Annotated in this window: 18 protein-coding genes; 12 read left to right on the top strand and 6 right to left on the bottom strand. The window is 57.2% G+C overall.

Annotation, left to right across the window (positions count from 1 at the left end; translation table 11 throughout):
* Nucleotides 1–54 precede the first annotated feature (54 nt).
* From AC2FLJ_RS13205 to AC2FLJ_RS13185, 5 genes are all read right to left on the bottom strand, one after another.
* Nucleotides 55–756, bottom strand: coding sequence for an ABC transporter ATP-binding protein (locus AC2FLJ_RS13205; protein WP_496706189.1), 702 nt, complete (start codon nucleotides 754–756; stop codon nucleotides 55–57).
* On the bottom strand, nucleotides 756–1,520 hold the full coding sequence (locus tag AC2FLJ_RS13200) for an ABC transporter ATP-binding protein (protein WP_496698024.1): 765 nt from the start codon (nucleotides 1,518–1,520) through the stop codon (nucleotides 756–758). Before AC2FLJ_RS13200 ends, AC2FLJ_RS13205 begins: the two co-directional genes overlap by 1 nt.
* On the bottom strand, nucleotides 1,517–2,803 hold the full coding sequence (locus AC2FLJ_RS13195; protein WP_496706187.1) for a branched-chain amino acid ABC transporter permease: 1,287 nt from the start codon (nucleotides 2,801–2,803) through the stop codon (nucleotides 1,517–1,519). The genes AC2FLJ_RS13200 and AC2FLJ_RS13195 overlap by 4 nt, the downstream gene beginning before the upstream one ends.
* Nucleotides 2,800–3,756 carry a branched-chain amino acid ABC transporter permease gene (locus AC2FLJ_RS13190; protein ID WP_109311132.1) on the bottom strand — a complete coding sequence of 319 codons (957 nt, stop codon included), beginning with the start codon at nucleotides 3,754–3,756 and terminating at the stop codon, nucleotides 2,800–2,802. Before AC2FLJ_RS13190 ends, AC2FLJ_RS13195 begins: the two co-directional genes overlap by 4 nt.
* Nucleotides 3,757–3,837: 81 nt before the next feature.
* Nucleotides 3,838–5,082 (bottom strand): branched-chain amino acid ABC transporter substrate-binding protein, encoded by a 1,245-nt coding sequence (locus AC2FLJ_RS13185; RefSeq protein ID WP_496706185.1) that lies wholly within the window; start codon nucleotides 5,080–5,082, stop codon nucleotides 3,838–3,840.
* A 378-nt stretch (nucleotides 5,083–5,460) separates the two neighbouring features.
* On the opposite strand from AC2FLJ_RS13185, the gene AC2FLJ_RS13180 reads away from it, so the two are divergent.
* The 11 genes from AC2FLJ_RS13180 (at nucleotide 5,461) to AC2FLJ_RS13130 (ending at nucleotide 17,719) form a co-directional block, all read left to right on the top strand.
* On the top strand, nucleotides 5,461–6,294 hold the full coding sequence (locus AC2FLJ_RS13180; RefSeq protein WP_496698030.1) for an FAD binding domain-containing protein: 834 nt from the start codon (nucleotides 5,461–5,463) through the stop codon (nucleotides 6,292–6,294).
* Nucleotides 6,287–9,037, top strand: a complete 2,751-nt coding sequence (locus tag AC2FLJ_RS13175; RefSeq protein WP_496706183.1) for a molybdopterin-dependent oxidoreductase — start codon at nucleotides 6,287–6,289, stop codon at nucleotides 9,035–9,037. Before AC2FLJ_RS13180 ends, AC2FLJ_RS13175 begins: the two co-directional genes overlap by 8 nt.
* Nucleotides 9,027–10,520: a 6-hydroxynicotinate reductase gene (locus AC2FLJ_RS13170; protein WP_496706181.1), complete on the top strand. Its 1,494-nt coding sequence runs from the start codon at nucleotides 9,027–9,029 to the stop codon at nucleotides 10,518–10,520. Before AC2FLJ_RS13175 ends, AC2FLJ_RS13170 begins: the two co-directional genes overlap by 11 nt.
* A 6-nt stretch (nucleotides 10,521–10,526) precedes the next feature.
* On the top strand, nucleotides 10,527–11,390 hold the full coding sequence (locus AC2FLJ_RS13165) for a UPF0280 family protein (RefSeq protein ID WP_496698036.1): 864 nt from the start codon (nucleotides 10,527–10,529) through the stop codon (nucleotides 11,388–11,390).
* Complete coding sequence (locus tag AC2FLJ_RS13160; RefSeq protein WP_496698038.1) at nucleotides 11,383–11,964, top strand: amino acid synthesis family protein; 582 nt, start codon at nucleotides 11,383–11,385, stop codon at nucleotides 11,962–11,964. The genes AC2FLJ_RS13165 and AC2FLJ_RS13160 overlap by 8 nt, the downstream gene beginning before the upstream one ends.
* Complete coding sequence (locus AC2FLJ_RS13155) at nucleotides 11,961–12,542, top strand: amino acid synthesis family protein (protein WP_496698040.1); 582 nt, start codon at nucleotides 11,961–11,963, stop codon at nucleotides 12,540–12,542. The genes AC2FLJ_RS13160 and AC2FLJ_RS13155 overlap by 4 nt, the downstream gene beginning before the upstream one ends.
* 88 nt (nucleotides 12,543–12,630) lie before the next feature.
* Complete coding sequence (locus tag AC2FLJ_RS13150) at nucleotides 12,631–13,845, top strand: ABC transporter substrate-binding protein (RefSeq protein WP_496698042.1); 1,215 nt, start codon at nucleotides 12,631–12,633, stop codon at nucleotides 13,843–13,845.
* Nucleotides 13,846–13,912: 67 nt separating this feature from the next.
* Nucleotides 13,913–15,757, top strand: coding sequence for an ABC transporter permease (locus tag AC2FLJ_RS13145; protein ID WP_282119305.1), 1,845 nt, complete (start codon nucleotides 13,913–13,915; stop codon nucleotides 15,755–15,757).
* Entirely contained in the window at nucleotides 15,754–16,527 is a 774-nt protein-coding gene (locus AC2FLJ_RS13140) for an ABC transporter ATP-binding protein (protein WP_496706178.1), read from the top strand. The genes AC2FLJ_RS13145 and AC2FLJ_RS13140 overlap by 4 nt, the downstream gene beginning before the upstream one ends.
* Complete coding sequence (locus AC2FLJ_RS13135) at nucleotides 16,520–17,221, top strand: ABC transporter ATP-binding protein (protein WP_496706176.1); 702 nt, start codon at nucleotides 16,520–16,522, stop codon at nucleotides 17,219–17,221. Before AC2FLJ_RS13140 ends, AC2FLJ_RS13135 begins: the two co-directional genes overlap by 8 nt.
* Nucleotides 17,222–17,293: 72 nt before the next feature.
* On the top strand, nucleotides 17,294–17,719 hold the full coding sequence (locus tag AC2FLJ_RS13130) for a MarR family winged helix-turn-helix transcriptional regulator (protein WP_109311142.1): 426 nt from the start codon (nucleotides 17,294–17,296) through the stop codon (nucleotides 17,717–17,719).
* On the opposite strand, the gene AC2FLJ_RS13125 is transcribed toward AC2FLJ_RS13130, so the two are convergent.
* Nucleotides 17,714–18,826, bottom strand: a complete 1,113-nt coding sequence (locus AC2FLJ_RS13125; protein WP_496706174.1) for a CaiB/BaiF CoA transferase family protein — start codon at nucleotides 18,824–18,826, stop codon at nucleotides 17,714–17,716. The genes AC2FLJ_RS13130 and AC2FLJ_RS13125 overlap by 6 nt on opposite strands.
* Before the next feature lie 268 nt (nucleotides 18,827–19,094).
* Between AC2FLJ_RS13125 and fdxA the strand changes: the two genes are divergently transcribed.
* Nucleotides 19,095–19,424: a ferredoxin FdxA gene (gene fdxA, locus AC2FLJ_RS13120; RefSeq protein WP_496706172.1), complete on the top strand. Its 330-nt coding sequence runs from the start codon at nucleotides 19,095–19,097 to the stop codon at nucleotides 19,422–19,424.

Genomic DNA, 19,424 nt, shown 5'->3' with positions numbered 1-19,424 from the left:
TGCGGTAATGCCGGCAGCGCGGCTTGTTATAAGCAAGATGCCTGCGGCGATACCTCAGACCTCCAGCCATTCCTTCCGGATTTCGTCATTTTCGCGCAATGCCTGCGGGGTGCCTTCGTAAACCATGTGCCCGTGACCCATGACGTAAACCCGGTTGGTCACACGCAAAGCGATGGTCAGCTTTTGCTCGACCAACAGGATCGAGACGCCACGCTCGGCAATCTGCAGCAGCAGATCCCCCACTTGCTCAACAATCTTCGGGGCCAGACCTTCGGTCGGCTCGTCGATCATGATGAAATCGGGGTTGCCCATCAAAGCGCGGCAGATGGTCAGCATTTGCTTTTCGCCGCCCGACATGACCGAGGCATCCACATCCGCACGATTGCGCAGGTTCGGAAACATCTCGAACATGTCCTCGATACGCCAGCGGCCATCGCCGTCCTTTTGGCCGGGTTTCAGCCCCAGCATCAGGTTCTGGCGAGTTGTGAGACCGGGAAAGATATCCCGATTTTCAGGCACATAACCAATCCCGGCCTTGGCAATCTCAAAGCTCTTGCGGCCAGCGATCTCCTGGCCGCGGAACTGGATCGACCCGTGCGGGGCGACCTCGCCCATGATGGCCTTGCAGGTGGTAGACCGCCCAACCCCGTTCCGCCCCAACAGCGATACGATTTCGCCCTCGCCCACCTTAAGGTTAACACCCTGAAGAATGTGGCTCTTGCCGTAATAGGCGTGCAAGTCGGTGACCTGAAGCATTACACAGCCTCCTCTTCCAAACTTGCGCCCAGATAGGCTTCTTTCACTTTCGCCGATGCGCGTACAACATCCGGCGTGTCGGATTCGATCACTTCGCCATAAACAAGGACCGAGATCTTGTCCGCCAAATCAAAAATCACGCCCATGTCGTGCTCGACAATCAAAAGCGTCTTGTCCTCGGTCACGTTGCGGATCAGGTCGACGATCAGGTCGGTTTCCGAATGGCTCATCCCGGCGCAGGGTTCGTCCAGCAGTATGATATCCGCCCCGCCTGCGATCGTGATCCCGATCTCAAGCGCGCGCTGCTCGGCATATGCCAGCGTGCCAGCCAGTTCATTCCGGCGCGAACTCAGATTGATCTGCGTCAGAATACCGTCAGCCTTTTCGGTAACGTCCAGCTGGCGGCCAATCATGTGCCAAAAAGAATACCGATACCCCATTGTCCACAACAACCCACACCGAATGTTTTCGAACACGGTCATGTTGGGAAATATGTTGGTGATCTGGAAAGATCGGCTGAGGCCGCGGCGGTTGATCTCGAAGGGCTTCAATCCGGTGACATCTTCGCCGTGCAGAAACACTCCGCCCGAGGTCGGCGCGAACCGCCCGGTGATCAGGTTGAACAGGGTCGATTTCCCGGCCCCGTTCGGCCCGATGACCGCGTGGCGTTCACCCTTGGCGATCTGCAGGTTCACGCCTTGGATAATCTTGGCCAGACCAAAGCTCTTCTCGAGGTTTTTTAGCTCAATAGCAGGAGCGCTCATGCCCGATCCTCCGCATGGTTCGCATTGTCCCAGGCTTCACGGGTTTCCGGCAAAACGCGCGACACTAGGAAGAGGGAGATTGCGGCGATGATTGTTGCAAACGCTACGGCCTGATAGCCGCCACTATCAAAGGCAATGCCATAGAGATGCATCTCGTGATCGCCACCGTATCCGTGGCGCTTGTGGAAAAGGATTTCCAAAATGGCGGCCAGGGACAAGACACTCGTGATCGTAGGGATTGCCACTTTGAGATACGGCTTGATCAGCAATTTCAGTTTACCCAAGGCGAGCGGGCGTCGATGCATCGCGATCAACCCGGCAAAACCAGACGGGAAGAACATCACACAGGCCACGAACAAAATGCCCAGATACAACGCCCATAATTCGGTATGCAGGCCAAGAACCGTTTGCAGCAAGGTGAACACGACCGCCCCGATAATCGGCCCGACAAAGAAGCCAGCACCACCAATGAAGGTGATCAGCAGGATCGAGCCGGACGTCGCAAGGTTCAGGTTTTCCTCGGTCAGAATCTCAAAGTTGATCGCGAACAACGACCCGGCAACACCGGCAAAAAAGCCCGAAGCACAGAAGGAAATCCAGCGAACGTTGCGCTGGGAATACCCCAGAAACTCGGCGCGTTCTTCGTTGTCGCGCACAGCGTTGGCAATCCGCCCGATCGGCGTGCGCGAGAACAGATACATCAGCAGCGCTGCCACCAACAGCCACACGACCGTAAGGTAATAAACCTCTTGCTGTGTAAGGAATTCATACCCGAACACTGGCGGACCCATGGTCCGGTCGCCCGAGATGCCTTCTTCGCCGCCAAAGAACACGACGATGATGACGGAACAGGCGGCGATCAGCTCTCCGACACCAAGCGAGATCATAGCGAATACAGTGCCCGCCCGGCGGGTCGAAAAACTACCGATCAGGAAGGCGAAGATCATGCCGAACAAGCCTCCGACTATCGGAAGAAACGGCAAAGGCAACCACAGCCCGTCCTCGACCATGTTCATCACGTGCATGGCGAAGAACCCGCCAAGACCCATATAGACCGCATGACCAAAGGACAGCATGCCGCCCTGTCCCAGCAACATGTTGTAGCTCAGCGCGAAGACGATGGTGATTGCCATCTGGTTCATGATCGTCAGCGCCGAACTGGACTGGAACACAAACGGCAGGCACAACAAGAACAAAGCGGCAAAAGCCCAGGGCATCACGTTCGATAGCGATATCAGCCGGGTAGTCCCCGCAGTTAAGGGCGTCTTACTAGCGATACTCATGATTCACGGTTCCCCATAAGACCCTGCGGGCGCAGAACAAGGACGATGATCATCAACAGGTACGGCAAGATCGGACCAAGCTGAGGCAGCGTCAGTGTCCAAAGGTCCTGCAGCGGATGATCCCAGATCATCTCTGGCTTGGTAAAGCCGATCGCGGTCAGCACTTGTTCGGCCGTGACGTCATAGGCGGTGGCAAAGGTCTGAAGCCAGCCGATAATCAGGGATGCAACCAGGGCGCCCCAAAGCGAACCCAGACCGCCGATCACAATGGTCACAAAAACGATCGAACCCAGCTGCAAGGCCATGCCAGGGAAAACCCCCAGAACCGGACCAGCAATGACACCGGCCAGCCCGGCCATCGCGGTTCCCACGCCAAACACGCACATAAAGACCAGCGGTACGTTGTGACCCAGATTCTGCACGGTTTCGGGATAGCTGAGCGCGGCCTGAATGGTCATGCCAATACGGGTTTTGGTCAGAATGTATAGCAGCGTCAGGAAGATCCCCATCGCAACGGCGATCATAAAAACCTTGTAGGCAGGAAAAGCATTTCCAGCGATAGCAAAAGCTGCAAAATCCAGCGCGGCAGGTTCCGAGAATGGAAGCTGACTTTTGCCCCAGAAGAATTGAATCGTTTCTTCAATCAGCAGCGCAAGACCAAAGGTAAAGATCAGTTCTGGCACATGCCCGTATTTGTGAACTCGCCTTAACCCGTATCGCTCGATCAGAGCTCCGATCAAACCGACAATCAATGGCGCGACAAGCAAGCCGACCCAGAACCCGGTGACGAGGCTGATCTGATAGGCGAAATAAGCACCCAGCATGTAAAAACTGGCATGAGCAAAGTTCAGAACGCCCATCATGGAAAAGATCAGTGTCAAACCGCTGCATAGCATGAAAAGCAACAAACCAGTTACAAATCCATCCAACACGTTCACGAGGAACAGCGCCATTACGTGTCTCCCTGCATATTATTGAGTGGCAGACTGGTGGCCCGCCCGAATTTCAGACGGACCACCAGAGTGGTTAGAGGGTTATGGGCGCTTCATCTCGCATGTGGTGGACGAGTCATTGGACGCCAGTTCGACAACAGTTTCTGCAACCATACCGCGGCCAGACTTGTCGTATTCAAAAGCGACCTCGGGCGTCTGGCCCTGCACGGTCACAGTCTGGATCGTCTGGTGATCGCTTTCACGCATCACGGTCTTGCCAGTGACAATACTGTCGTATTCCATACCTTCCAGCGCATAGGCGATCGCCTTGATATCCGTGGCGTTGCCAACTTCGTTGATCGCGGCTGCCAGCATCGGTGCAACATTCGCCATCTGAGGTTGACCAAAGTCCAGATCAGGGAAGCTTACATAGAAGGCTTCGATGAATTCCTGCGCTTCAGGTGTTGGGGCCGGATTGACCTGACCTGCGCCGACCAGTTTGACGATACCGTCGCCTTCTTCACCAAAGGCCGCGGTGATGCCTGAGGTCGCGCCATAGTAGGTGTAGATCGGCTTGTCGAAACCGGCACCCATGACCGCTTTTCCCAGGCCGACCATATCGCCACCCCAGTTACCGGTGATCACGGCATCTGCGCCCGAACCAACAATCTTGCGCGCGAAGGGCGTGAAGTCTTTGACTTTGCCGATTGGGTGCAACTCGTTCCCGACAATCTCAATATCGGGGCGCTTTTCCTGAAGGAACCGCTGAGCGGCAGCAGCAACAGCCTTACCGAACGAATAGTCCTGACCGATCACATAGACTTTTTTGATATCCGGGTTGGCTGCAATGTCATCGGTCAACGCGTCCATTTTGATGTCAGCATTGGCGTCAAAGCGGAAATGCCAGAACTGGCATTTGTTATTGGTCAACGCCGGGTCAACGGCCGAGTGGTTGAGGAAGATAACCGGATCATCAGGATTGCGACGATTGTGCTTGGCAACGGCTTCGGTCAGCGCGTTCGCCACACCGGATGATGCGCCCTGAGCGATGATGCGAATGCCCTGATCCATGGCAACCTGCAACTGGATGAGAGATTCCTTTGCGCTGATCTTATTGTCGAAAGGCACCATCTCAAATTCGGCATTGCCATCCAACAGCCCGCCAGGTTCGTTCACCAGCTCTTTGACGCTGTGGCGATAGATTGCCAGGCCTTGTGTGCCCGTCGTCGCAAATGGCCCGGATAGCGGATCAATGAAAGCGATTCGTACTTTTTCCTGTGCCGCAGCGGCCCCTGCAACAAGACCAGCAGCAAGTGCGGTCGCCATCATCAAATTGAACTTGTTCATTTCTTCCTCCCTATTGACACCAGGCGGTAGGTTTCAGCCCGTTGTAAGATCCACACGAGGGTGAGTGATCGATCACTATATTCATGACTGTTTGTTAGTGTGTCAACGAATTACTGACGTAATTTGGAACTTCTGGACATTCGTGAAACAAAATCGGCAATGCGCCGTCACATCGCCCAATTTCATCTCGCCTAGAGTGACTGCTCCTCAATTAGCCCTGAAAATAAGGGGAATGATCAATCGACTGAATATCCGTGATCCAATTTCCCGCCCGCGCTCATGATAAACAAAACTGGCCAAAACAAATCGTTGACATTTTTTTTGTTCGCGTAATATCATTTGTGTACTAACGAGAAATTTCTCATCAGGATAGACACTTTGCGGTATCTTTCTCCCAACACGCTCGATGATGCATTTGACTTGCTGACCAGCAATGATCTGACGGTTGTCGCTGGCGGCACTGACTTTTTCCCATCCCGGCAGCGTCATGAGCTGCACACCGACATATTGGACGTCACACGCATCAATGGTCTTTCGGGCATCCAACTTGTGGATGACCGTTGGAGAATCGGAGCCACAACAAGCTGGACAGACATTGCCCGGGCCAATCTGCCCGTAGCATTTAAGGGCCTGCAAATGGCAGCGCGGGAAGTCGGTAGCCTGCAGATCCAGAACAGCGGCACGATTGCAGGGAACCTGTGCAATGCCTCGCCTGCCGCTGACGGCGTGCCACCGCTGCTGACGCTGGAGGCTAGCGTTGAGCTTGGCTCGGCCCGTGGCTTTCGCGAGGTTCCGCTGTCAAAGTTCATCACTGGCGTGCGCAAAACGGCGCTGTCCGGCGATGAGATTGTGACGGCGATCTACCTGCCCGATCCGCCCAAAGGGACTGTTGGACATTTCGAAAAACTCGGCGCGCGACGATACCTTGTGATCTCGATCACGATGACTTCTGTCATCATCGGCCTCGATGAAAACCGCCGGATCAACTATGCGCGCGTCGCCGTGGGGGCTGCGTCAGCCGTGGCACAAAGGCTGGTACAGCTCGAAGCCGATTTGATCGGGAAATCCCCTGAAACGGTTGAAGTTTCATCAGAGCATTTGGCACCGCTTAGCCCCATTGATGACGTCCGCGGGGACGCCGCATTCCGACTGGACGCGGTGGCAGAACAATGTGTCCGGGCAATCGCAGAGGCGGGACAACATCATGGATAAACGCGCTGATGAAATCACGACCGAATTCACCCTGAATGGCCACCCCGTCAGCGCGGTGCCGCGCGTGGGTGAGCGCCTGTCGGAAATGCTGCGCGAGCGGCTGTCAGCACGCGACGTCAAGATCGGATGCAATGCCGGCGACTGCGGTGCTTGCACCGTTCTGGTCGATGGTGATCCGGTCTGTGCCTGCCTGGTTCCGGCGCAACAGGCTGCTGGGCGGTCTGTGGAAACGGTGTCCGGGCTGACGCAAGATGACCAGATTGCCAAACGTCTGGCAGAAAGCTTTCAAAACCACGGTGCGGCGCAGTGCGGTTTCTGCACGCCGGGCATGATGACCGCTGCCGTCGCATTGCTGCGCGAGACTCCTGAGCCAAACAATGAGCAGGTCCAGGATGCCCTAGGCGGCGTTTTGTGCCGCTGCACCGGGTATCGCAAGATTATCGATGCCGTTGTTGCCGCTGGTGCGCCTGCTTTGCCCGAAGCATCATTGGGACACGCGGGCGAAGCCATCTGGCGCGTGGATGGGCACGACAAGGTCACAGGCACAGAGCTTTTTGGCGATGATGTTGCCCCGGCAGGTACATTGGAAATCTATGTCATCCGTTCCCCTTACCACCGTGCCAGGTTTACACTTGGCGATCTGGACACTTGGGCCAATAAGACCCCTGGGATCGAAGCAGTCCTGACTGCGGCCGACATTCCCGGGCGCAACAACTTTGGCGTTATTCCCGACTTTGCCGACCAACCTGTATTCGCGGAGACCGAGGCTCGGTTCCGTGGCGAGGCTGTCGCCGCCATCATTGGTCTGCCCGAGATTCTGGCAACATTCGATCCAGCAGATTTTCCAGTAACGTGGGAAGAAAGACCCGCAGCGCTGGATTCACCGGACGCCATGACACCCCTAGCCGCGCAGCTACACCCAGATCGCGACGGCAACGTTATGTGTGCCGGTTTCGTGAAATGCGGAACACCAGAAACCGCGTTGGATAACGCAGATGTTGTGGTCGAAGGCCATTTCCGCTCGGGCTTTGTCGAACATGGGTATATCGAGCCTGAGGCCGGGTTCGCCGAGATCGTGAACGGGCGGGTCGAAGTCCATGCCTGCACGCAAGCCCCGGTGATGGATCTGGACGCGCTGGAGATCATTCTGGGGATGCCGCGCGATCAGATCCGTATTGCCCCGACCGGGGTCGGCGGCGGGTTCGGTTCAAAACTCGATATCTCGGTGCAGCCTTATCTGGCACTTGCCGCGCTCAAAACCGGCAAGCCGGTGCGACTGACCTATTCCCGAACCGAGTCGATGCAGTCCACCACCAAACGCCACCCTTCCGACCTGCAGGTCAAGATCGGGGCAACCAAAGACGGTCGTATCAGTGGGATGACTTTTGATGGGCTGTTCAACACAGGCGCCTATGCCAGCTGGGGTCCGACCGTGGCCAACCGGGTTCCTGTTCATGCCTCGGGGCCGTACAAAATCACCGACTACCGCGCCGAAGCCAAAGGCATCCATACGCATTGCCCGCCATCGGGCGCATTCCGCGGCTTTGGCGTTCCACAATCAGCCATCGCGCAGGAATGCCTGTTCGACGAGTTGGCGGACAAGCTAGGCATCGACGCGCTTGATTTCCGCATCAACAATGCGCTGGAGAATGGGGTCCCCACCGTTTGCGGGCAGGTCTTCGATCAGAGTGTTGGCATTCGCGCCTGCCTCGAAGCGCTGCGTCCCGCGTGGGCTGAAGAAAACAAAGCAGCTCAGGCACACAACGAACAAAACAATACCTTGATGCGCGGCGTTGGGCTGGCGGCAGGCTGGTACGGGTGCGGCAACACTTCGTTGCCCAACCCGTCGACGATCAAATCGGGTATCCGGTCAGATGGCAGTGTGGTCCTGCACCAAGGAGCGATGGATATCGGCCAAGGGGCAAACACCGTCATCACGCAGATCTTTGCCACGGCGCTTGGTGTCCCGGTTGCGCAGATCGAAATCATCGGGGCCGATACGGATGTCACGCCAGACGCGGGCAAAACTTCGGCCTCACGTCAGACCTATGTCTCTGGCAGCGCTTCACGTCTGTCGGGCGAAGCGATGCGGGCGCAGATTCTGTCCCGCGTGAACGCCGGGCCTGATGCTGTGATCACCCTGAACGCAGGCGCAATTGCTGTGGATGATAACGGACAGCAGCACACGATCGACCTGACCACGCTGGAACCGGACGCCGAAGGGTATGTTCTGCGTTCCGAAGAAACCTATGACCCGCCCACAAAACCGTTGGACGAAAACGGTCAAGGGATACCTTATGCTCAGTTTGGTTATGCTGCGCATCTGGCTGTTGTCGAGGTGGACACAAAACTTGGCACGGTGAAACCGATCAAATTCGTGGCCGCCCATGACGTCGGCAAAGCGATTAACCCGATGCTGGTCGAGGGTCAGGTGCAGGGCGGTATCGCGCAGGGTCTTGGCATGGCACTGATGGAAGAATACCTGCCCGGCCTTACCGAGAACCTGCACGACTATCTGATCCCGACCATTGGAGACATCCCCCCGATCGAAACCCTCATCATCGAGGAAGAGGATGCCCACGGCCCCTACGGTGCCAAGGGACTGGGAGAGCACGTTCTGATCCCGTCGGCCCCGGCCCTTTTCAATGCAATCAATCGCGCCTGCGGCGTTCGGCTGACGCAAGGTCCTGCCACGCCTGCAAAGATGCGCGCAGCAATCAAGGAACTGAAAGATGGCAACTGAACGCGCCACACCAGAGAAAATTCGCTGCGATGCCTGCCCGGTGATGTGCTACATCGCGGACGGTAAAATCGGGGCCTGCGACCGCTATGCCAATCATGGTGGCGACCTAGTCCGTTTGGATGCGTTGACGATCATCGAAAGCACTGAGGACACGCGCCTTGTCCCGTTCCTGAAAGACGGTAAAGACCCCGAAGACTGGGACGGCGACATCGTGCAAGGCAAGCGGCCCTTTGTGACCGCCGTCGGTGCGGGCACGACCTACCCCGACTACAAACCTGCGCCCTTTATCGTCAGCCAGGACGTGGAAGGCGTGGATATGGTTACTGTCGTGACCGAGGGGATTTTCTCGTATTGCGGTGTCAAAGTGAAGATCGACACCGATCGCCATATTGGTCACGAGCGCGATGTCGTCCGCGTGGACGGTGAGCCCGTCGGGCATGTGATGACCTCGGAATACGGGTCCAAGATGTTGTCGCTGGGTGGGGTCGAGCATCTGACCGGCGGTTCAAAGAAAGAGGGGCGGATCACTTGCGACGCCCTACTGCGGCTGTGCAATCGCGAGGCCGTTGAAATGGTGATCGGCGATGAGGGGCACGAAACGACGATTGTGGTTCAGGCCGGTAAAGCGCCCATCATTAATGGGGTCGAAGAGAAACTGATGCGGGTGGGCTGCGGCTCGGCAACGATCGGAATGTTCGCCAAGCAGTGGATTGAACATGTGGATGACGTGGTGGTGGTCGACGACCACATTACCGGCGTTCTGTCCGAGCATCAGGCAGGCAAACTGCTGGATGTCGAACCAACGGGCATCAAGATCAATGGTCGTCGTTCCACCCCGGGTCGCTATTTTCAGGTCGCAGAGCCTGGCACCGGCTGGGGCGGTACGGATATCGAGGATCCGCTAAAAATTCTGGGCGACTTCAATCCAAAATTCGCGCGTAAAGGTATGAGCCTGTTGATGGTATCCACCACTGGTGAGCAATATGGCTATTTTGAACTGGATGCCGAGCTGAAACCTCAGCCCGTCGAGATTCCCCCGGCGCTGAAGGCGTCTGCTGAGCTGATTGCCGAAAACTGCGAACCTTCGGTCTGCTCGGTTCTGTTCATGGGCGGCGCAGGCGGCAGCCTGCGGGCAGGTGTCACGGAAAACCCGGTGCGGCTGACAAAATCGGTCAAGGACTCGCTGACCTTTGTATCCTGCGGCGGGGCCGAGGCTTACGTTTGGCCTGGCGGCGGCATCACCGTGATGGTCGACGTTCTGGGCATGCCCACCGGATCGTTCGGGTACGTGCCAACACCAGCGCTGGTCGCCCCCATCGAGTTCACGATGCGTGTCAGCGACTATGGCACGCTGGGCGGACACATGGATGAGATCAAGCCGGTTTCCGAGGTTGTCTCGGACGAAACCCGCAAGGTGGATCAGTTCGAAAACCAACCCGACCCGATGTCTTCGAAAAATTATCGCTGGGCCAAAGGAGCATAAGGCCGGATGCACCCCACCTCTGCCATATTGCCCTGCGGCCGCAGATTGCATCTGCAACACGGACCGATCGACCTGATCGTCGAGGCAGATGGCGCGCAAGATATCGCATTCGAAGCTGCCCAGTTCCGGTTCCAATCCTTGCTGCAGGGCTTGGTGGATGAACTGGGGTTGCTGAAAATGCCCATGACCGCTGAATGCGCCCGCCCTCAAGGACGGGTAGCGCGCCGCATGGATGAGGCTGCGCGCCCTCATTCCAACGTGTTTGTTACACGCATGGCCGCCGTTGCCGGAGCTGTCGCGGACGAAGTACTGGCGGCCATGCTTCACGCCACACCTCTGGATCGCGCGTTGGTCAACAATGGCGGAGATATTGCTGTTTATCTGGGCTCGGGTCAGGACTATCGCATCGCAATGAGCGGGCTTAACGGATGCGATCTGGGCCGCATTGCTATCCGTGCAAGCGACAAGATTGGCGGCATTGCCACGTCGGGTCGCGGCGGGCGCAGCTTGAGCCTTGGCATCGCCGACAGCGTTACAGTGTTGGCCAGCAACGCAGCAATGGCCGATGTGGCAGCGACGCTGATCGCCAATGCGGTTGATCTGCCCGGGCATCCGGCCATCCGGCGCCTTCCGGCCAATCAACTACGCGATGACAGCGATTTGGGCGACCTGCCCGTTCCGGTTTCTGTCGGCCAACTCTCTGCCCAAGATATTCAAGATGCCCTGTCACACGGCCTGAATACTGCCGAGACCTTGCTTGGACGCGGTTTGATCTCTGCCGCCCATCTGTCTCTTGGCTCCCACTCCCGCCAGACGGGCGCGTCTCGACTGGTGATCTCAACCACTCAAAAGGTTCCACAATATGCCTGACGTTCAACTGCGAAAAAAGCTGTTTTCGCTTGAAGAAATTTATCACGAAGGCGGACCGATGTCCGACGCGCCGCTGGTGCGGGTGGCTGCAATGGCCGTTATCGCCAACCCGTTTGCAGGGCGGTACGAACCCGAAATTCAGGGCTTTATGGAAGACCTCAAACCTCTGGGTCTGGAAATGGCACAAGCCCTGATCGACATGCTGGGCGGTCCGGAAAACGTCCAAGGCTATGGCAAAGGTTCTTTGGTTGGTGAAGGCGGCGAGCTGGAACACGGCGCACTGTGGCACGCCCCCGGCGGCTATGCGATGCGCCAGTTGCTAGGCACGGCAAACGCGATTGTGCCCTCATCCAAAAAAGTCGGTGGCGTGGGTGCGCGGCTGGATGTGCCGATCACGCATATCAACGCCTCATATGTGCGCAGCCATTTCGACAGCATGGAGGTGGGTTGCAATGACGCCCCGCGCGCAGGCGAGCTGGCTTTCTCGCTGGTCATGACAACCGGGCCGCGGGTGCATTCGCGCTCGGGCGGGCTTGAGGCGTGGGACATCAAAGGAGAGGACGGCCTAAGATGACAAAGATCCGCAAAATCGCAGTCAACGTTGAAGAAACCCATATCGAGGCAGGGCGCCCGATCTCGCCCGCCACACGCAAGGCGGTGGCAATGGCCGTGATCGAAAACCCCTTTGCCGGGCAATATGTCGAGGATCTGACACCGCTGATGGAAACTGGTGCTGAGTTGGGCGCTTTGCTGGGCCGCCGCTGCGTCGAGGCCCTTAACATCACACCGGAACAGGCCGAAAGCTACGGCAAATCGGCGATGGTCGGTGAGAATGGCGAGCTGGAACATGCCGCCGCCATCCTGCACCCCAAGTTGGGCGCGCCACTGCGCAAAGAGGTCGAAAAGGGCGCTGCCTTGGTGCCTTCTTCGAAGAAGATGGGCAGTCCTGGGCAGGTACTGGACGTACCGCTTGGTCACAAGGACGCGGCCTATGTGCGCAGCCATTTTGACGGCATCGAAGTGCAGTTGAACGACGCGCCCCGCGCGAATGAGATTATGGTGGCAGTTGCGGTCACCGACAGCGGACGACCGCTGCCGCGTGTAGGCGGACTGACGAATGAGGAGGCAGAAGGCAAAGACGGGCTGCGCTGAATGTAGCAGCTGCGCTCTTTAGGGCTGACAACACATTGAGAAGCCGGGATAACTGGCCGTGAACAATGATCATTGGGAGGAATTTGAAATGAATCTGATCAGACGCACGGTACTGGGCGCGCTTGCGGCGCTGCCCTTCACCGGTTTGACGGCTGGGGTCAGTCTGGCCCAGGACACAATCGTTTTGGGTGAAGTAAACAGCTATACCCGTCTGCCCGCCTTTACCGAGCCCTATAAGAAAGGTTGGCAACTGGCGGTCGAACAGATCAATGCCGCAGGCGGGATCGATGGCAAGCAACTGGAAGTGATCAGCCGGGATGATACCGGTGATCCAGCCACCGCAATTCGGATCGCCGAGGAACTGGTCTCAAAAGATGGTGCAGTTCTGATCTTTGGCACCTTCCTGTCCAATATCGGTCTCGCCGTTTCCGATTTTGCCAAGCAGAAAGAAGTCCTGTTCATCGCGTCCGAGCCCCTGTCCGACGCGATTGTCTGGTCCAAAGGCAACAAATACACCTATCGTCTGCGCCCCTCGACCCACATGCAGGCCGCGATGCTGGCCGAACAGGCCGCCAAGCTCGACGCCGTGAAATGGGCGACTGTCGCGCCGAACTACGCCTATGGGCAGGATGCGGTGAAGGCCTTCAAATCCGAACTGACCAAATTGCGCCCCGATGTAGAATTTGTCGAAGAACAATGGCCACCGCTGTTCAAGATCGACGCGGGTTCCACCGTACGCGCACTTGAGGCCTCGAAACCGGATGCGATTTACAACGTGACCTTCGGCGGCGATCTGGCCAAATTTGTTCGCGAAGGTTCGCTGCGGTTCCTGTTCGAGGATCGCGACGTGGCATCATTGCTGACCGGAGAACCGGAATACCTCGACCCGCTGGGGGCTGAGGCTCCTGAGGGTTGGATCGTCACCGGATACCCCTCGACCGACATCGCAACGGACGAGCACCAGGCCTTTGCTGAAGCCTATATCGAGAAGTTCGGCGAAGCGCCCAAAACCGGCTCTATCGTTGGATATAACTCGATCCTCGCCATCGCCGCAGCACTAGAAAAGGCCGATTCCACAGACACTGACGCCCTGCTGGCCGCGATGGAGGGCCTGACCGTCGACAGCAGCCCGACCGGCCCTTTCACCTTCCGTGCGGCTGACCATCAGTCCACGATGGGCGCCTATGTCGGCAAGACGGGAACAGTCGACGGCAAACCGACTATGGTCGATTGGTCCTATGCCGACGGGGCTGATTACTTGCCCAGCGAAGACGACGCAGCAGCCTTGCGTCCGGCGGAATAAGCCGAATTAGGCGGGGCAATAGCTGCCCCGCCCCACAAAAAGAACACGAACAAGGGACGGTGGCCCGATGGGGTTCTATTTTGCACAGCTACTGACTGGATTGGCGAACGCTTCCTCGCTTTTCCTGATCGCATCCGGGCTTTCGATCATCTTCGGCGTCACGCGGATCGTGAACTTTGCGCATGGCTCGTTCTACATGGTCGGCGCCTATCTCGCTTACACGCTGGTCACACTCTGGAGCGGCAGCATCCTTGGCTTTTGGGTCAGCGTCATTTTGGCCGCTATGATCGTCGGAGTGATCGGCCTGATCATCGAACTCACTATCCTGCGCCGCATTTACCACGCCCCCGAGCTGTTCCAACTGGTCGCAACGTTTGGCGTCGTATTGATCTTTCAGGATGGCACGCTGGCGATCTGGGGCGCAGAGGACCTTTTGGGCCCGCGCGCGCCGGGATTGGATAGCGCAGTTCGCATCATGGGTGAACCAATTCCCGAATATGACCTCGCCTTGATCGCTATCGGGCCGGTCGTATTGCTGGCCATCTGGCTGCTGTTTCACAAAACGCGATGGGGTGTTCTGGTGCGTGCCGCGACCCAAGACCGCGAGATGGTCGGGGCGCTAGGCGTCAACCAAGCCTGGTTGTTTTCGGCAGCATTCGTATTGGGCTCGTTCTTGGCTGGATTGGGTGGCGCACTGCAAATCCCGCGCGAGGCGGTATCGCTGCAGATGGATCTGTCCATCATCGGTGAGGCTTTCGTCGTGGTTGTCATTGGCGGTATGGGCAGCGTGTCCGGCGCGTTTGTAGCGGCGGTTCTGATCTCGGTCCTGAACGCTTTTGCAATCCTGATCTTCCCGCAAATCTCAATCGTTTTACCCTTCGTCATTATGGCGATTGTCCTGATCTTCCGGCCCCATGGCTTGTTCGGCAAACCCGGCAGCGAAAAGGGCGCGCCGGAAGAACCGGACCAACCACTGGCGCTGATGGATCAGAAATCAGCAATGGTGCTGATGGCCGCGCTGCTGGTGCTGGCGCTTAGCCCCTTGTTCACTGCTGATTTCACTTCGGTCCTGATGGTCGATGTGATGGTCGCGACGTTATTTGCCGTATCGCTGCATTTTATGATGGGTGTTGGCGGCATGGTCAGCTTTGGGCACGCCGCTTATTTCGGCGTTGGCGCCTATGGCGCGGCGATGGCGGTCAAATTCCTTGGCCTCGGCATGATCTCGGCTATGCTTTTCGGCCCGGTTTGCGCGGCCATAGCAGCGCTGTTCTTCGGCTGGTTCTGTGTCCGGCTGTCGGGCGTTTACCTCGCCATGTTGACCTTGGCCGCAGCCCAGATCCTATGGGGTGTCACGTTCCAATGGCAGGAATTCACCGGCGGGGATGATGGCATCCTTGGCGTATGGCCTGCCAAATGGGCCAGCTCCGACAAGGTTTATTTCTACATCGCCTTCGTCCTATGTATCGGCGGGATATGGGCTTTGCGTCGTGTGGCCTTCTCTCCATTCGGCTATATCCTGCGCGGCATACGCGACAGCCAGACCCGGGCTGAATCGATCGGCATCGATACCCGGTTTCATCAATGGATGGGCTTTGTGCTGGCGGGTGGCTTTGCCGGTTTGGCCGGGGTCGTCTTTGCATTTTCAAAGGGCAGCGTCTTTCCTGACAGCCTCGGCATCGCGCTGAGCATCGACGGTCTGATCATGGTTCTTCTGGGTGGCATTCACGCGCTGGCGGGTCCGATCCTTGGGGCCGGTGCCTTTGTCCTGATCGAAGATTGGGTCACGCGGTTAGACTACTGGCGCTTTATCTTCGGGGCCATCATTCTAATCGTTGTCCTAGTGGCACCTGACGGGATTGCGGGCGGTGTCCAGCGCCTGCTGCGCGGCTTGAAAGGAGGCCGGGCATGACCAACGTTCTCGAAGTCCGTAACCTGTCCAAATCCTTTGGCGGCGTGCAGGCCGTGAAGGATGTGAATTTCGATCTGAAGGAAGGGGAATTCCTTGCCCTGATCGGTCCCAACGGCGCGGGCAAAACCACATGTTTCAACATGCTGAATGGCTACCTAAAACCGAATACAGGTTCCGTATCCTTGCGCGGCCAGGCCCTGATCGGCCACCCGCCGCGCAAGATATGGCGTATGGGTGTCGGTCGAACGTTCCAGATTACGGCAACCTTCCTGTCGATGACCGTTGTGGAAAATGTCCAGATGGCGCTGATCTCGTATCACCGCTGGGTGTTTGACCTGTTTTCACGCGCAACGCGGATGTATGTGGACGAGGCAATGGCGCTGCTGGAACTGGTCTCGATGCAGGACCAGGCCGGACGGGCATGTTCGGAATTGGCTTATGGCGATCTAAAAAGGCTGGAACTGGCGATTGCCCTGGCGCATGAGCCCGCCCTACTGCTGATGGACGAACCGACGGCGGGCATGGCACCGTCCGAACGGCTAGCCCTGATGGCGTTGACCGCGGAAATCGTGGCCAAAGGCGGCGTGAGTGTGGTGTTCACCGAACATGACATGGACGTCGTTTTTGCCCACGCCCATCGTATTCTGGTCCTGAACCGGGGTGAGTTGATCGCCGAAGGCACAGGGTCTGAAATCCGCACCAACCCATTGGTCCAAGAGGTATATCTGGGCGGCGGCTCAGTCTTTGAAGCGGAGAGCGCCCATGCTTGATGTCAAAAACCTTGGGGCCTGGTACGGCCGTGCGCAAATCCTCAACGGTGTTTCGCTGAGCGTCGGCGAAAACGAGGTGGTTGCGCTGATGGGCCGGAACGGCGCGGGCAAATCGACCACCATGAAGTCCATCATGGGATTGGTGCGTCACATCAATGGCACCATCCGCTATGCCGAACGCGAGGTTCAGGGGAATACCCCTCATGCGATCTGTCGCCTTGGCATGGGTTATGTCCCCGAAGACCGTCGGATTTTCGGGGATCTGACCATCGAAGAAAACCTCGAAGTCGGACGCCGCGAACCACGTCCAGATGCACCCGAATGGACACAGGAACACTTGTTCGAGCTGTTCCCAAATCTGGCTGAGCGTCGCAAGAACCTGGGCAAACAGCTTTCGGGTGGGGAACAACAGATGCTGACCATTGCCCGTACATTGATGGGCAATCCCAAGCTGGTCCTGTTGGACGAACCATCAGAAGGGATTGCCCCCGTCATTGTGGAACAAATGGCCCGCGTGATTGCGGAACTGAAACGAGAGGGGCTGTCGGTGCTGATCAGCGAACAGAACCTACACTTTGCGCGGATCGTGTCGGACAGGGCTTATATCATCGAAAAAGGCGAAATGCGGTTTGAAGGCAGCTTTGCTGACCTCGACGAAAACCCAGAAATTTCAAACACCTATCTTGCCGTCTAATACCTTAGTCTTGTGGGAAGGACTAGGCTTTGTTTATTATAGTACAAACAATTGAATCAGGCGGGAGCCGTCATGACGGAATCGATTGAAAGCTATGCGCTTGACGACCAGGTCGGCTATCTTTTGCGGCTGGCCAATCAGCGCCACGCGTCGATTTTCCAGTCACACACCTTGGACGGCCTGACGCCCACGCAGTTTGCCGCGCTGATCCGTATTGCCGATTTGGGCAAGTGCTCTCAAAACCGGTTGGGGCGGCTGGCGGCAATGGATGTTGCGACGATCAAAGGGGTCGTTGATCGCTTGCGTCAAAAAGGATTTGCGGTTGTCGAGCCCGATCCGGACGACAAGCGACGCACACTGATTTCGCTATCCCCCGAAGGCGAGGCCATGGTCGCGCGGATGAAAGATGTCGGTCAGCAGATCACCAACGAAACACTCAAGCCGCTGACGGCCGCTGAACAGCGCAACCTTATCCGTATTCTGCGAAAAATCTCATGATTTGACGGGCTGTTTGGCCGACGCCTTGTCCAACTGCAATTCAGACCGGGAAAACTGGATCGGAGTGCGCAAACCGGGCACGCCCTCCGGGTTGATCTGCATCTGGCGATGCTGAATCTGCGGGTCGCTTAGTGCCTCGTGCACTGAATTGATCGGGCCACCGGGCACGCCATGTTGTTCAAGGGCCGCCAACAGATCGACCTTGGTCCATTTCAGACAGGAACTCGTCAGCAATTCAGTCAACGCAGCGCGATTTTCCACACGGTCCGCATTGGACATGAATCGGGTATCGTCGATCAACCCCGACAGGCCCAGTATTTCGCACAGGCTTGCATATTGCCGGTCGTTTCCACAGGCGATGATGATGTGCCCATCCGCCACCGGAAACACTTGATAAGGCACGATATTGGGATGGGCGTTACCCAGTCGCGTTGGGCACACACCCGAGGCCAGATAATTCATCGCCTGATTGGCCAGAACGCCCGTCATGCAATCCAGCAGGCTCAGATCCACGTGTTGTCCCTGCCCCGAACGCTCTCGTTCAGCAAGTGCAGCCTGAATGCCGATTACCCCGTAGAGGCCTGTGAAGATATCTGCAAAGGCGACGCCGATCTTTTGCGGCTCTCCCTCGGGGTCGCCTGTCAGGTCCATGATCCCGCTCATACCCTGGATAAGAAAATCGTACCCCGCCCGATGGGCATAGGGCCCATCCTGACCGAACCCAGTGACGGATGCGTAAACAAGTCCGGGGTTGATCTGTTTGACGCTATCATAATCCAGGCCGAATTTCTTCAACCCGCCGACCTTGAAGTTTTCGATCAGCACATCCGCATCGCGGATCAGATCCAGCAACTTGGCCCGATCACCCGCATCCCGGAAATCCAATGCGATACTGTCCTTGCCCCGATTGGCCGCGTGGAAATAAGCGGCTGTCTTATCGCCATCGCGTTCGATAAACGGAGGGCCCCATTTTCGCGTATCATCCCCCTCGGGGCTTTCGACTTTGAGCACATCCGCCCCCAGATCAGCCAATGTCTGCCCGATCCAGGGCCCGGCCAGAATGCGGGCCAGTTCGATCACTTTCAGTCCGTGCAAGGGGGTGCTCATGGGTTGAACCTTTCAAAACTCTGCTACGATCGGCCAACTTGTGTCCGGGATCGAATCCTGCATCTCCCCAACAGCATAAGTCCGATGTTTCGACAACCCGCTTGTCAGTCATGCCACCCTGCCGAAGCGCAGTATTTTCGTTAGTACACTAACTTTTTTCACATTTGGGTCAAGAGTCCGACTCAGGAAGATTTCATTCGTACAGAAACGTATTGACAGGCATGCACTTCTCACAATACTCATTTGCATACTAACGATTAGGCGCTCCATGACTTACGTCGTCACCGAAAACTGCATCAACTGCAAATTCACCGATTGCGTGGAGGTTTGCCCAGTGGATTGTTTCTACGAAGGGGAAAGTACACTGGTCATCCATCCGGACGAATGCATCGACTGCGGCGTGTGTGAACCGGAATGCCCCGCCGACGCAATCCGCCCGGACACCGAGGATGGGATGGAAAAGTGGGTCCAACTAAACGGCAAATACGCAGAGGCTTGGCCCGTCATCACCGAAAAGAAAGACCCGATGCCTGCCGCGGACGACTGGAACGGCAAAGAAGGCAAGCTTGCGCTCTTGTCGGATGCCCCGGCAGAATAG

This window comes from Ruegeria sp. CDSA034 (assembly GCF_059612275.1).
Note: the sequence above shows the minus strand (reverse complement) of the source record. Positions and strands in the feature narration are given on the sequence as shown.

Excerpts from the sequence above, each read along its gene's own strand:
- AC2FLJ_RS13205 (WP_496706189.1), bottom strand. The coding sequence starts at position 756 with ATGCTTCAGGTCACCGACTTGCACGCCTATTACGGCAAGAGCCACATT.
- AC2FLJ_RS13200 (WP_496698024.1), bottom strand. The coding sequence starts at position 1,520 with ATGAGCGCTCCTGCTATTGAGCTAAAAAACCTCGAGAAGAGCTTTGGT.
- AC2FLJ_RS13195 (WP_496706187.1), bottom strand. The coding sequence starts at position 2,803 with ATGAGTATCGCTAGTAAGACGCCCTTAACTGCGGGGACTACCCGGCTG.
- AC2FLJ_RS13190 (WP_109311132.1), bottom strand. The coding sequence starts at position 3,756 with ATGGCGCTGTTCCTCGTGAACGTGTTGGATGGATTTGTAACTGGTTTG.
- AC2FLJ_RS13185 (WP_496706185.1), bottom strand. The coding sequence starts at position 5,082 with ATGAACAAGTTCAATTTGATGATGGCGACCGCACTTGCTGCTGGTCTT.
- AC2FLJ_RS13175 (WP_496706183.1), top strand. The coding sequence starts at position 6,287 with ATGGATAAACGCGCTGATGAAATCACGACCGAATTCACCCTGAATGGC.
- AC2FLJ_RS13170 (WP_496706181.1), top strand. The coding sequence starts at position 9,027 with ATGGCAACTGAACGCGCCACACCAGAGAAAATTCGCTGCGATGCCTGC.
- AC2FLJ_RS13165 (WP_496698036.1), top strand. The coding sequence starts at position 10,527 with ATGCACCCCACCTCTGCCATATTGCCCTGCGGCCGCAGATTGCATCTG.
- AC2FLJ_RS13160 (WP_496698038.1), top strand. The coding sequence starts at position 11,383 with ATGCCTGACGTTCAACTGCGAAAAAAGCTGTTTTCGCTTGAAGAAATT.
- AC2FLJ_RS13155 (WP_496698040.1), top strand. The coding sequence starts at position 11,961 with ATGACAAAGATCCGCAAAATCGCAGTCAACGTTGAAGAAACCCATATC.
- AC2FLJ_RS13150 (WP_496698042.1), top strand. The coding sequence starts at position 12,631 with ATGAATCTGATCAGACGCACGGTACTGGGCGCGCTTGCGGCGCTGCCC.
- AC2FLJ_RS13145 (WP_282119305.1), top strand. The coding sequence starts at position 13,913 with ATGGGGTTCTATTTTGCACAGCTACTGACTGGATTGGCGAACGCTTCC.
- AC2FLJ_RS13140 (WP_496706178.1), top strand. The coding sequence starts at position 15,754 with ATGACCAACGTTCTCGAAGTCCGTAACCTGTCCAAATCCTTTGGCGGC.
- AC2FLJ_RS13135 (WP_496706176.1), top strand. The coding sequence starts at position 16,520 with ATGCTTGATGTCAAAAACCTTGGGGCCTGGTACGGCCGTGCGCAAATC.
- AC2FLJ_RS13130 (WP_109311142.1), top strand. The coding sequence starts at position 17,294 with ATGACGGAATCGATTGAAAGCTATGCGCTTGACGACCAGGTCGGCTAT.
- AC2FLJ_RS13125 (WP_496706174.1), bottom strand. The coding sequence starts at position 18,826 with ATGAGCACCCCCTTGCACGGACTGAAAGTGATCGAACTGGCCCGCATT.
- fdxA (WP_496706172.1), top strand. The coding sequence starts at position 19,095 with ATGACTTACGTCGTCACCGAAAACTGCATCAACTGCAAATTCACCGAT.